Source organism: Gilvimarinus gilvus, from assembly GCF_030518155.1.
In the GTDB taxonomy this organism is placed as follows: Bacteria; Pseudomonadota; Gammaproteobacteria; order Pseudomonadales; family Cellvibrionaceae; genus Gilvimarinus; species Gilvimarinus gilvus.
On the sequence record NZ_JAULRU010000220.1, the window covers coordinates 81,992 to 93,661 of the forward strand.

At 48.4% G+C, this 11,670-nt stretch carries 10 protein-coding genes; 5 read left to right on the top strand and 5 right to left on the bottom strand.

The genetic code is table 11. The features are described from left to right. Window positions 1-43: 43 nt before the first annotated feature. On the top strand, window positions 44-961 hold the full coding sequence (locus QWI17_RS02805) for a LysR family transcriptional regulator (RefSeq protein ID WP_302720975.1): 918 nt from the start codon (window positions 44-46) through the stop codon (window positions 959-961). A gap of 302 nt (window positions 962-1,263) precedes the next feature. Further along, window positions 1,264-2,490, top strand: a complete 1,227-nt coding sequence (locus QWI17_RS02810; protein ID WP_302720976.1) for a DUF418 domain-containing protein — start codon at window positions 1,264-1,266, stop codon at window positions 2,488-2,490. Window positions 2,491-2,689: 199 nt separating this feature from the next. Here QWI17_RS02810 and QWI17_RS02815 read toward each other — a convergent pair whose 3' ends face one another. After that, window positions 2,690-3,388: a nucleotidyl transferase AbiEii/AbiGii toxin family protein gene (locus QWI17_RS02815; protein WP_302720977.1), complete on the bottom strand. Its 699-nt coding sequence runs from the start codon at window positions 3,386-3,388 to the stop codon at window positions 2,690-2,692. A gap of 3 nt (window positions 3,389-3,391) precedes the next feature. After that, complete coding sequence (locus tag QWI17_RS02820) at window positions 3,392-3,916, bottom strand: hypothetical protein (RefSeq protein ID WP_302720978.1); 525 nt, start codon at window positions 3,914-3,916, stop codon at window positions 3,392-3,394. A 55-nt stretch (window positions 3,917-3,971) separates the two neighbouring features. Between QWI17_RS02820 and QWI17_RS02825 the strand changes: the two genes are divergently transcribed. Continuing rightward, window positions 3,972-4,361: a DUF418 domain-containing protein gene (locus QWI17_RS02825; RefSeq protein WP_302721049.1), complete on the top strand. Its 390-nt coding sequence runs from the start codon at window positions 3,972-3,974 to the stop codon at window positions 4,359-4,361. A gap of 379 nt (window positions 4,362-4,740) precedes the next feature. On the opposite strand, the gene QWI17_RS02830 is transcribed toward QWI17_RS02825, so the two are convergent. Beyond that, the gene (locus QWI17_RS02830; protein WP_302720979.1) at window positions 4,741-4,926 is read right to left on the bottom strand and encodes a hypothetical protein; all 186 of its coding nucleotides are present in this window, start codon (window positions 4,924-4,926) and stop codon (window positions 4,741-4,743) included. A 15-nt stretch (window positions 4,927-4,941) separates the two neighbouring features. After that, entirely contained in the window at window positions 4,942-5,661 is a 720-nt protein-coding gene (locus QWI17_RS02835; protein WP_302720980.1) for a zeta toxin family protein, read from the bottom strand. Between the two features lie 73 nt (window positions 5,662-5,734). On the opposite strand from QWI17_RS02835, the gene QWI17_RS23590 reads away from it, so the two are divergent. Continuing rightward, entirely contained in the window at window positions 5,735-5,914 is a 180-nt protein-coding gene (locus QWI17_RS23590; RefSeq protein WP_368045321.1) for a DUF418 domain-containing protein, read from the top strand. 223 nt (window positions 5,915-6,137) lie between these two features. On the opposite strand, the gene QWI17_RS02840 is transcribed toward QWI17_RS23590, so the two are convergent. Then, window positions 6,138-7,322 (bottom strand): glycoside hydrolase family 5 protein, encoded by a 1,185-nt coding sequence (locus QWI17_RS02840; protein WP_302720981.1) that lies wholly within the window; start codon window positions 7,320-7,322, stop codon window positions 6,138-6,140. An 894-nt stretch (window positions 7,323-8,216) separates the two neighbouring features. Between QWI17_RS02840 and QWI17_RS02845 the strand changes: the two genes are divergently transcribed. Continuing rightward, window positions 8,217-11,525, top strand: a complete 3,309-nt coding sequence (locus QWI17_RS02845) for a hypothetical protein (protein WP_302720982.1) — start codon at window positions 8,217-8,219, stop codon at window positions 11,523-11,525. Window positions 11,526-11,670: the final 145 nt, after the last annotated feature.

Below are 11,670 nucleotides of genomic sequence, written 5' to 3' on the forward strand. Positions count from 1 at the left end.
ATGCTAACGTTTCATTTACAGGATAATAATAGGCATATTTGCAATGGATCATCCCACCAATGAACATAAAGGCCATCACCTGGACGACACGCTCATCGCCATTGAGGTTCTGCGACGGGGCAGCTTCGCCGCCGCAGCCAAGCGTCTGAATATGCCTACCAGCACAGTAAGCCGCCGGATAACCAACCTAGAGGCCGCGCTGGGTGTCAGATTGCTCGACCGGACATCTCGCAAAGTCCGGCATACTGAGCAAGGTAAACTACTATTGAGCTTATGCGAAAACGCAATCGACGAGATTAGTGCCAATCTCAACACCGTGGTGCGCTCAAAACACACCTTGAGCGGCCCCATCCGAATTACGGCCCCAGTACTGTTAGGGAACGAACTTTTCTCAGGCTGGTTCAGTGAATTTATGCGGGAATACCCTGACGTCACGCTGGATGTCTTGCTCAGCAACCGTAATGAAGATTTACTGACCAAAGACATCGATCTTGCCATACGCCTCGGGCCGCTACCGGATTCCGGTTTTATCGGTCAACGGCTGTTTACCACCCACTCCGTACTCTGCGCGTCCCCGCACCTGTGGGACGCGCAACGGCAAGTAACCCTCACCCAACTGCAGGAACTACCTTTCTTACTGATGAACTCCCAGCGCGACGGCATTATGTTCGAGACCGAGCGCTCAGGGGTTAGCAATTTCCGCCCGAGTAAAATTGCTCTCGTATCCAATGACCTCGCTCTAATACGCGAAGCGACGCTTGCAGGCTCCGGCGTGGCCTGTCTGCCTAAAGAAGTTATCGCCTCAGCGTTGCAACAGGGAACACTGATTAACATCGCCCCCTATGCCAAAATCAATACACCGCGACACATTTATGCATTCTATCCAAGCCGACGTTATATGCCGGAAAAAGTGCAAAGGTTTCTCGAATTCATTAGCAAAAAATGCGAACAGTACAGCTAGCAAGGCTGTAGAAAACCCCTTGCATGCTCAGCGTGGCCTGAGTGGGTGAAAAGGACACCCGCGGCTACGTTGGCTAACGAACGTGCCTTTTTAATCACTCAACACCAAGAAAATGACACCTTGAAGCTTCAACAAGCGTGTTGAATTGAATAAAGTATACTGACTACAAAGCCCACTACGCGCGATAAGCCGTGACTGCCACTTTCTTGGATAATCCAAGCAATTGCATACGGGCTTCTAAGTCGTGCAATCAACGGCGCGTTCGGTGCGTCTTACGGAAATAACAACGGTAGGGAAAGGCCATGTATACCCAAAATAATACCTCCCGCATTCATGCAGTCGATGCTCTGCGCGGCTTTGCCTTAGCCGGCATCACCATAGCGCACATGCTCGAGCAGTTTATCGCCGCCCCTCGCCCCCAGGGTGATGCCTGGGGCGTAGCGCCCACATTACTGGATCAAGCAATACAGGCCGTGGGCTTTTTGTTGATCAGCGGCAAGTTCTTTTCCATCTTCTCGCTGCTGTTTGGTATCAGCTTCGCCATTATGATGGCCAATGCCGAAAAGCGCGGCCAGGCCTTTAGCGGCCGTTTTCTCTGGCGGTTAATTCTGCTGTTTGCCATTGGGCTGGTGCATACGATGTTTTATCGCGGCGACATTCTCACGGTTTATACCGTGATTGGGCTCAGCCTGCCGCTGTTTTACCGTTTGCCGGATAAGGTGCTCTGGGTTATTGCCCTGGTTTTGTTTGCGGGGTTTGGTCGCGCGGTCTTCTTCCTTATTACCGGCTCGGACACGCTCTTACCCTTTGCCTGGACGCCTGAATCGCCCGTGCTGGCCGAATATATCCAGACGATTAAAAACGGCTCTTTGCTGGACGTGTTCGCCCTCAACCTAACACAGGGGCTGGCCACCAAATACGACTATCAGGTCGCTGTGGGTGGTCGCGGCTACTTAACGCTGGCCTATTTCCTGGTCGGTATTTGGCTGGTACGCAGCGGTATCGTAAGTGACATTGCCAACCGCATGGCCGATGTTAAAAAAAGCTTCTTTTACTCCCTAGGCGCCGCGCTGGTGTTCCTGCTGCTTACCATTGGCAGCTTCGTGACCTTGCCGCAACCACTGGATATGACTAGCTGGCATTTCGTGCTGGGTATGACCGCTTACGACCTACTGGGCATAGCGCTTACCGTTACCCTGATATGTGCCTTTTTGTGGCTCTACCTGAAAAAGCCCGACGGTAAACTGAACGCCCTCGCGCCCTATGGCCGCCTGGCGTTAAGCAATTATTTGCTGCAAACCTTAATAGGCACGTTTATTTTCTTCGGTTGGGGCCTGGGCCTGGTGGGCAGCCTGCACGAGTGGCAAACCCTACTGATTGCTCTGCTGATAATTTACCTGCAAATTAAAATCAGCGCCTGGTGGCTGTCTCGCTACCGCTATGGCCCGCTGGAATGGGCATGGCGTTGTGGTACTTATTTTAAAGGAATGCCGTTTAAGGTTGAACGGAGTGCGAGCAGCGGTGAATGATCGTTGGCCGTCGAATATCAAAGCTATAGCGACACCGTCATTGGGCAGGTTCAGGGTAAGTGTTTTGTAAGTGAGCTGAATCCAACCCAAATGTGCTCAAGACCTGGCCCTCATTCTGCCCCAACCAGTTCGCCCAGCGGGTGGCCTTGTTTGTATTGACGAAAAAGAACGCGCTAATCAGAAACTGTGGTGACAACTTTTAGAACCAGGATGCCATTACTCTCAACATATCCGTTACAACGGCTGGAGAGTGTCTGTCGTCTATCACTAAACCCGGCAACACATTCAGAAATTCGTCGTTGAATAAACTTGTCGCCTGAGCGGACAAATACTGCTTTACGTCTTCTGGGGCTGCCTCTAGTTCTCTAATGAGTCCACTGCGGTTTTCCAGCACAAAAACAATGTCTTCCAGATCGTGACTGTAGAAATTGCCTTCTCCACGATCTAAAAACGCCTCAAATTTAGTTGCCAGAAAATACACCGGTGACACCACTTGTATCTCTAAATCGTTAGCCACGTTATGTGGTTGGGTGTGATCAAGCGCTTGCTTATACCATTTATTGGTGAAACCCATTGCTCGCGAATCAGAAGACATAACATCCAGCGTTACCCGAGCACCGCGACTGTTATATAACCAGCTGCAAATGGGGCCTGAAACATCTTCCACAAACCCTCGTTCGCGCAACGCGGCACTAAAAGCTTGATACTCAAAATAGGTAGCCAGATCGACGATTACATCCACGTCCTCGGTCTGCCGGACGCCCGAATAGGCCACTTCATCCACCAGCAAAACCGTAGTACACCCGCCCACAAAGACCACTCGATGCAGCAAATCGCCCAGCCCTTGCGCTATTAATACCAACTGCCGCCGGTTAAAGTCATACCGGGCCATATTCATGCGTCATGACTCCCTTCCCGTTAATAAACGCTTCAAACCCGCACGCGCTATGGCCAACTCCCGCGGTCTACCTAAACGAATAGCATCCACCAGCGCGAGGGCCTTATAAAGTAAAGCGTCTTGCGAGGCGGCAACGGGAACTCCTTTATAAATAGGCTCAACAATAACACCCTCCTGCATACCGCCTGGCACCGCCCATATGACACCGGGACTGGGTGGAACCATTTCGGTTCTTACTAACTCACAGCTCCAGCCCGTGCCCATACCACGGCCGTACCCTTTCTCTTGAACAGCATAAGCATAGCGAACCCCAAAGCTCAGCCATTCCGTGAGCGCATTCACCTCAGCGTAGTAGCCCCCCTCGCGCGAGACAAGAAGCCTTGCAACGAGTAAGCGCCTGGCACCTTTACTCACCTCACTCGCACTCATATCCAGTGCAGCGGCCAAGTCGCGCACAGGCAAATGCAGCCCACTGGACTGCAGAGCCCAGTATTTAAGTGCTAAAAGTGTATCTTGAGGTTTAAGCATTACTTTAACCTGTTTCCTATTTTGAAACAGGAAACAGGTTATGCTAAATATGAATATGCTGTCAAGAGCAACTAGCCAGCGGTTTCTAAGCACCGGAACCAGATGCTGCCAGTCCCTTCGGCGACAATGGCCAACCTACACTATCGCCCCAAGTACACCCCCGCCTCAGCAACTGCTCCGCCTGGCGTTAAGCAATTATTTGCTGCAAACCTTAATAGGCACGTCTATTTTCTTCGGTTGGGGCCTGGGCCTGGGCCTGGTGGGCAGCCTGCACGAGTGGCAAACCCTACTGATTGCTCTGTTAATAATTTACCTGCAAATTAAAATCAGCGCCTGGTGGCTGTCGCGCTACCGCTATGGCCCGCTGGAGTGGGCGTGGCGTTGTGGCACCTATTTTAAAGGAATACCGTTTAAGGTTGAACGGAGTGCGGGCAGCGGGAAATGATTGAACAAGCCATGAGGAAATCCCTGACGGTTAAAAAATAAGCGGAACCACTCTAGTCCCTGCCAGGAAGCATCACGGATATTGGCAGCAACTTCGATTTGCGATGAAATAGAAAATATTAATAATATCAAAAGCTTATAAAACCTTGCTGCCAAACTAACGCTCTATAATGAAATAGGTCGGACATTGCCGATTCGCGCAGGAGTTTTTAGCAATCGAGCCCAATTATCCGCCCATGGCCGTAGTTTTTACGGCAAACTTGGCACCATACGGTACTGACTGATTTTTTTGATACTCTAAAACCAATAAACCCCAGCTAGAGAGCTGGGGCTTATTAAGAGATTCGGCAAGTTTTGCGGTATGATTGCGCCTAAAAAGCCTATTCAGGGCTGTTTTGACGCTGCTCAATCTTGGCCTTAGCCTGATCCAAAATCGCCTGTTGGCGAGCTGTGGCGCGCTTTAGCACCCGGCTATAGACTTTTTTCTTCTCGCGCGAAGACGCATTTCGGAAAAAGTCCGAAAATGACGTCGATTTAAGCGGTTTGTTTTGGCCAAAAGTAATCATAAGACAGATTATAGCTCAACTCGTAAGCAGTTTCTCTAAGTCGGTCGGAGTATATTTTTCAGGCACATGGTTGTCAACAACATCGATATTCGCCTCATAGGCTCGACGGCCGTTGTTAACGTCCTTCAACACCAAATCCACGGCAATTTCTTTTCCAAACTCACGCTTCAGGCAATTCACATTCTCCCGCGCCGCAAAATACTGCTCGATAAAATGCGCCAATAAGATGCGGCGGCCCTCTGCCTGCTCCCGGGCCTGAACAAACGCCCACGCCAAACAAGGGTCTTGGTAGACATAGAGAATATGCACTGCCCGCCCCTTGCCGAGCGAACGCCTGATATTCACCCGGGCTTTGTCCAAATTCGACAAGGTGCCATCGAGAAGGAAACTTTGCTTTTGTTTGAGCGCCAAATCATGAGTTTTTTCTACTAAAACCGACACGCCCTTTTGAAACAAATAGCTATTATTGCCATCGTACTGTGCAAACTCGCGGCGCAGCTCGTCCGGGTCGATGCGTATTACTTGATTTTCACCCTGCGCCAAATCGTCTAAAAGCTCTAACGACACCTCGGTTTTACCCGCCCCTGGAGAGCCGGCCATAAACACCGATACCGGCTCCTCCTCCGAAGGATAAACCGCCTTGTCTGTTAAGCGCTTGGCAATCGGCTTTTTGTGGGCTTTTGCAAACGCAAGCGCCGCCGTTTCTATTGCCACCTCTTCCTTAGACAAATTCATATAGCGACCTTAGTTTCTATAAATACTGACACCGAACAACCACCACACTCGGCCCCCAGCACCCAGCCACCATGTGGCGAACAACCTCATCCTGAAAAATCCGTTCTCTTGTCGCGTCTTGCGCTCTTTGCTTTGTTGGTGTTGCTGGCTGTCTCGCTACCGCTATGGCCCGCTGGAATGGGCGTGGCGTTGTGGCACCTATTTTAAAGGAATGCCGTTTAAGGTTGAACGGCGTGCGGGCAACGGTGAATGAGCGCTACATATCGGCGATAGAGCGTCACAGGATTAGCAAAATCCCAAATTGAACCAAACTAAAATAGCGCCACCCACTAATTTAAGTTGGAGGTTAAGTTAAAATAAGCGAATGTGTGGATGCCCTAAACGAAGTTAAGTAGACCGTCCCCTCACAAACTTGACACCAATATATCGGTGTCCTCGGTCTGTGCGATCCGTGTCTCATAAATCGTTGCCCATTTTTACTGCATACGATCCCGCAGCAGGTCCATCAATTTTCCGTCGCGTGGCAGTGAGTCACCTTTGCCTTGTTCCATCAGCCAATAAAATCGGCCCGGCGCAACACGCGTGGGGAGTTCGTAATCCATGCCTTCCCACTCATCCTCGCGAAATGAATAAAAGGCCCAATGACCACCACGTGACTCGACAGCGTCGAGCACATCGTTCAAGTAAGTCCCGCAATCTGGCCAGCGCCGCATACAACCGAACTCGGCGGCGACTATGCGTGTGGGCGGTAAATTGTGTTCCTCCGCCCAATCAAAGGCGGCACCGATATGGTCGGCTACCGCCTTGCGGTTCCAGCTCACCTGACGGCCGGCATATTCAGTGCTAACGCCGGGGTATCGCCGGGGAGTATCACGCCTCATATTCGCTGCACTTGTGGCGGCATAAGGTTCGTACATATGGAAGGCATACAGCATCCGATTATCCGGCAGCGCCTTTGGCCACGCCGCCAGCGAGCGGGGATTGGCGTACCACCCACCATCCACCATAATCGGTGTGACCGGGTCCACCTTGCGAATGGCGGCAATGACCTTGGCATAGAAGCGCGTCAAGTCACGTGTACCCCCAGACTGGGCCTTTTGCCAGTCGCGCAATTGTTCCTCCGATCCATTTTCGATACCGCCCGAAGCCTTTTCCGGTGCAGGTTCGTTCAGAATGTTGTAGGCCGCAATATTTGGGTGATCCTTCAGTGCTGCCGCCAGATCTACCCAGAACTGCGTCGCTTGATTCTGAAAGGCAGGGTCTGACCAGAGCCGGTCATCGAACTTGCCGCCGTTTTGCTGGGACCAGCGCGCACCGGGAAGAGTCAACGGAGCGACAACAACTTTCAATCCGGCGCTAGCGGCAGCGTCAATTTCCGCGCGTAGCACGGCTAAGTCTTCGGGAATCAGGCCACGATAGCTATCCGCGTTGCCCATCAGAAAGTCACGCTGCTGCCCCTCCCATTTACTGAAAGTCAGCCGCACCCAGCTCGCACCGGTATCCGCCAGCGCCTGGAAATAGGCTTCGTTTTTTGGCTCGGCATTGAAAACATTACCGCCTTTCGCCGGCTGATCCCAAAACGCGATCAAATCGGCCGCCACAGCCGATTGCACCAACGTGGCGAAAACAGCCGCCGTACAGAACATTTTTATCAATTTCATCGGGGCCTCTCTAAAAACAAAAGCGCGAATTATTTCTTAACTCAAGACGCGTCCAATGTCGAGAGATTATGAGATATAGCGGGTCAGATACCCTCATCATATTCAAATCCAGAAAGTGTGCACAACTCAAGAGATCTTTCCCCGTCTCGCCGGCTTGGGGTTGGGGCCCGGGGGATCACTAACCGGCCATTAAACACACCTGCACATTAGAGGGATAAGCCCTCGTGGCAGCGCATTCACGGGGACTTGCGACTGCGTAGCAACTAGGTGTGTACTTAGCCAACCGATGCTAAGAAAACTAAATGCTGGAGGTTCAACAAGCAAGTTGAACTGAATTAAGTAAACTGGCCTAGGAGTTCGGGCAAGTATGGTTGCTGATCCTGGGGACTACGTTTGGCCTAGCTATCAGTGTAACAACTTGGGGAGAACTTCCGAGCTATGTTCACCTCATGCTGAATATTTGCCACTTAGTAAAGAGACCGAAGAGCTCGCCCTGCAAAACCGGGGAGGCCGGCATCAACATAAAGATATTAGCGCCAAAAGCTTCACCTTCCCCCACTAATATTGAGCTACGACTTCGGCTCAAAAATTGCGCATGCATCCTCGATCACCATTAGAACTGTAGCTTTTTAGGACGCGTTTGACAGGTTGCACTGCAGGACTAGGCATTCTGCTGGAGGTGTTAAGGCTCAAAGTATCTGTCGCCTATAAAGTCGTGAAAAACCTCATAATTCGATAGCTTAGTTTCCCTTTTATTGCACTTGAGCGAAAATGAGCCCCATTTATTATATTTTTGTTAACTAAAGCAACGTATTTATTAACCCAGTACTGAATAAATACGCAATAAAATAACAGCCAGGTTAAATATCACCAATAAAAGGATTATAGCGAATTATGTCAAGTGCATTACAGTTCCTTCCAATTAGCCGTCAACTTACCCAAGATTTTTATGAAGCCGATCAGATTACTGAAGGACTTAGCTCTGTTGCGGGTGCCACAGGCGGTAGCGGTGAAATTTACACCTTGATCGGATTAAAAGATGAAAGTCCTCGCTTTATAAAGTGTAATCAAGGAATATCAATTACGTCTGAGTCTTTACCCATAGCACAGAGAGATCTCGAAAGAAAATTATCTCAAGTGGCTACAGCGTCAACGACGAGCGGCACATTGTTTTTGGCACTGGAACATTCTCAAAGCGGTGAGTCAGGCCTGTTATGGTGTCTATATGACGGCGAGAAAGACGAGGAGCTTAGATTCAGTGAATACAGTTCGCCTAGAATCACAAACATCTCAGGTGTTAGGGCTCAAACGATATCATCAAGTTCTGATACTGAGTACGTTTTAATATTTATCGAATCCAGTAATGAAGTGTTGATTTTTGATCTTAATGGCAAGGATTTTAGTCTCCTTTCATTTGATAGCCGCTCATTAACAGGTTGCCGACTGCTGTCAGCGGTTAAACTTAATGGCGGTCTTTATTTTCTCGGTCTTAGTGAGAGAGGTTTCTTTTATACAATTGCCACGCTCGATGACAATAGTATTCCAATTAGCGCCAGCCCGCCGATTGATGGGTCAATTAACGGCTATAATCCTGGAGTGATGGCGACGGTGATGACTGACACCGCTTCGCCCTGGACGGTATGTGCGGATGAATATGGCTGTTATAAATGGTATCAGCCGGATGATTCGAATATCTGGACATCAAGAGGCACTTTATTTACGAATACCCCTCTTGATGGTCTCGCTGTTCTTTCAATCGAATCGACAATAGATAATGATGAATTCACACTTTATATTTTAACGGCAGATAAAACATTATGGATTGCAACGGGTAGCGGTGACCCGTCTTCGGGTATTAGTTCCCCACTGCCTCTTATCGATAGTGTTGAATATGCATCGTCAGTAGTGGGCACAACTAGTATTAATATTTTTTCACCACAGGGTTTGTCGTTATTCGCTAGAAATCAGAAAAATGAGAATTGGGCGGCAACGCCTATTATAGCGCCTTCTCTTAATATTTATGAACGATACACTTTTCGCACGCAAGTTCGCGTTGCTGACGGTAGCAATATACCGGCAAGTCAAAAGGCGGTAAATATTTGGAGTGACCACAATGCCGTGGTCGAGGTCAATGGAAAACCATTCTATGTATCATCTGACCCCAGTTCCCCCTGCCAAGTGGAGAGTGACTCCAGTGGTTTGTTGACGATTGTCAGTGATGCCGATAGCATATATTCCAAGCAATTTTATATAGCAGAAACAGATTCTGGCTTTAATAACGCAACGTGTATATCACCGGATGGTCCCGTTATTGAAAGGCTGCAAAATCTCCAAGCCAGTGATTTAATGGCGGCTGAGAATCAAGTTACAAATAGCCCTTTGTTTTCCAACCCCAGCATTCCTATTGATGATGTTGCAAGCGCCATCCAAAGCTTAGCCAACACTCAGATAAAAAACAACCAAACAGCCGCACTTAGGCGTATCTCGAAGCGATTAAGCCGAGCAAATAACAACTCCTGTGACGGACACTGGAGTTTTGGTGCTCAGCCGGCATCCTTTCGGCAGCCGCGTTCATTATCCGAGTTTGACTGGGGGGGTGTTTGGCAATCGATTGTGAGCGGTGTAACTAGCTCTCTGGGCGTCATTATTAATATTTCAGAGGGTGTAATCAACGCGACCGTTAGTTTTGTGATTAATGAAATCCAATATAACTTTAGTGGCGTTATTGAGTTTTTCGAGGATGCAGTGCAACTTATTCAATCTATTTTTCACTCGATTGGCGCCACTATTGATAGTGTCATTAGCTGGTTAGGAACCGTCTTTAACTGGGGCGATATAAAACTAACAGCTCAGGCTATTTCCAACAACATTCAAAGCATTATAGAACACAAACAAACTGACATAGGAGGTTTCATTGAAGCCACAATAACCCAGCTCGATGAAATTCAAGGCACCTTGGATAACAGTTTTTCATCGATGATAACGAATGCATTGGGCAGTAGTGACTGGCAATCAGAATGCCAGTCAGCAGCGTCAGAAGGTGACAACCCAGAAAATCTAATGCTCACAAAGCTCACTCAAAACTCCAACAACATCAATATAACGAATAATAACTTGGTGCAAGGTTCGAGTGACCTAGGAGATATTCTTCAAAATTTTTATGATGATGTATCTGACAACTTTGACGATAACTTTAGAAATGAATTTTTGGCCATCTTGGACTCTGATGACGACTTCTTGAGCCAGTTAACGTCGGCTATTGCACTTGTTATTCAGGCATTTTCAGACACTGCAATATCGGCAACAAAAACACTGCTACAAGCTATTTACGTCATATTTGATCAAATCATTACGACAATGCAAGACATTTTGAATTATGTATTTGATATACCTTTATTAAGCACACTCTTTAAAAATAAAACTCAGCTAGACTTAACTTTAGGCAATTTAATTTCACTATTACTCGCTATTCCAGCAACAATTATTTATAAAGCGGCAACGGGCTTCGCCCCCTTTCAAAACCAGCAAGATATACAGAATTTCGGTAACATCTTAAACAACCCAGACCGCCATAACACAAGGGCTTTAATTGGTGATAGTCAGTCTTTCAACTACCAAAGTTTTTCAGTGGCCTGCGATTCCGCGACTGTTGGCATTACCGCATTCACAGAAACCATAATCGATGCAGCCGTTGCTGCGAAGGCGACTAACACGTCGGTATCTTTACTGGGCATCACTGTTAGCTTTCTAGAGATCATCAATTTGGCCATAGGTTCGCCTTATATTGATGGCGACCAAAATCAGAATCCAAGTGGCCTTGAACAAACACTTTTTTTTACTGAAATTTTATGCCGTGTCTTTGATGTTGCTTGGACAGCTTATTCCATATCCGTCAAAAGCAATTCGCCAGCGATACGTTATGCGCCGAGAATTGGGGCTATTATTGCCTATGCTGAAGGATCATTAAAAGCAGGACTAATTGCCGGAATTATGACTGACTCACCACCGACTACGTCTAGAGAACGACGTTTATATGCCGCCGCTATTTTAGGAATAGTTTCGGATTTTACAAAGGTGGGACTTATTGAGAGTGTAACAGAAGAAACAGGGGGTGCTTCTGCAGCCGCGACAATGGCTCTTGATATGTTTACTCTAGCGTCGGCGTCGGCCTTACTCGCATGGTCTGTTGCTGACTTTGACTAATCTTAAACTAGCGGAGTCGGCTAGACGAGGGCAGGTGACACTTTTAACGTAAAACCTATCAGGCTTTGCTTTTTTGCGGCTAGCGCTACAAGTGATAAAGCGAGGTTAATAGCGCCAAATGGGGAGAACCACTGGGGGCTATGAC

What these genes read in the sequence shown, in the direction of transcription:
- QWI17_RS02840 (WP_302720981.1), bottom strand. Translation starts at nt 7,322, where the DNA reads ATGAAATTGATAAAAATGTTCTGTACGGCGGCTGTTTTCGCCACGTTG.
- QWI17_RS02825 (WP_302721049.1), top strand. Translation starts at nt 3,972, where the DNA reads ATGCTGTCAAGAGCAACTAGCCAGCGGTTTCTAAGCACCGGAACCAGA.
- QWI17_RS02835 (WP_302720980.1), bottom strand. Translation starts at nt 5,661, where the DNA reads ATGAATTTGTCTAAGGAAGAGGTGGCAATAGAAACGGCGGCGCTTGCG.
- QWI17_RS02845 (WP_302720982.1), top strand. Translation starts at nt 8,217, where the DNA reads ATGTCAAGTGCATTACAGTTCCTTCCAATTAGCCGTCAACTTACCCAA.
- QWI17_RS02820 (WP_302720978.1), bottom strand. Translation starts at nt 3,916, where the DNA reads ATGCTTAAACCTCAAGATACACTTTTAGCACTTAAATACTGGGCTCTG.
- QWI17_RS02815 (WP_302720977.1), bottom strand. Translation starts at nt 3,388, where the DNA reads ATGAATATGGCCCGGTATGACTTTAACCGGCGGCAGTTGGTATTAATA.
- QWI17_RS02810 (WP_302720976.1), top strand. Translation starts at nt 1,264, where the DNA reads ATGTATACCCAAAATAATACCTCCCGCATTCATGCAGTCGATGCTCTG.
- QWI17_RS02805 (WP_302720975.1), top strand. Translation starts at nt 44, where the DNA reads ATGGATCATCCCACCAATGAACATAAAGGCCATCACCTGGACGACACG.
- QWI17_RS02830 (WP_302720979.1), bottom strand. Translation starts at nt 4,926, where the DNA reads ATGATTACTTTTGGCCAAAACAAACCGCTTAAATCGACGTCATTTTCG.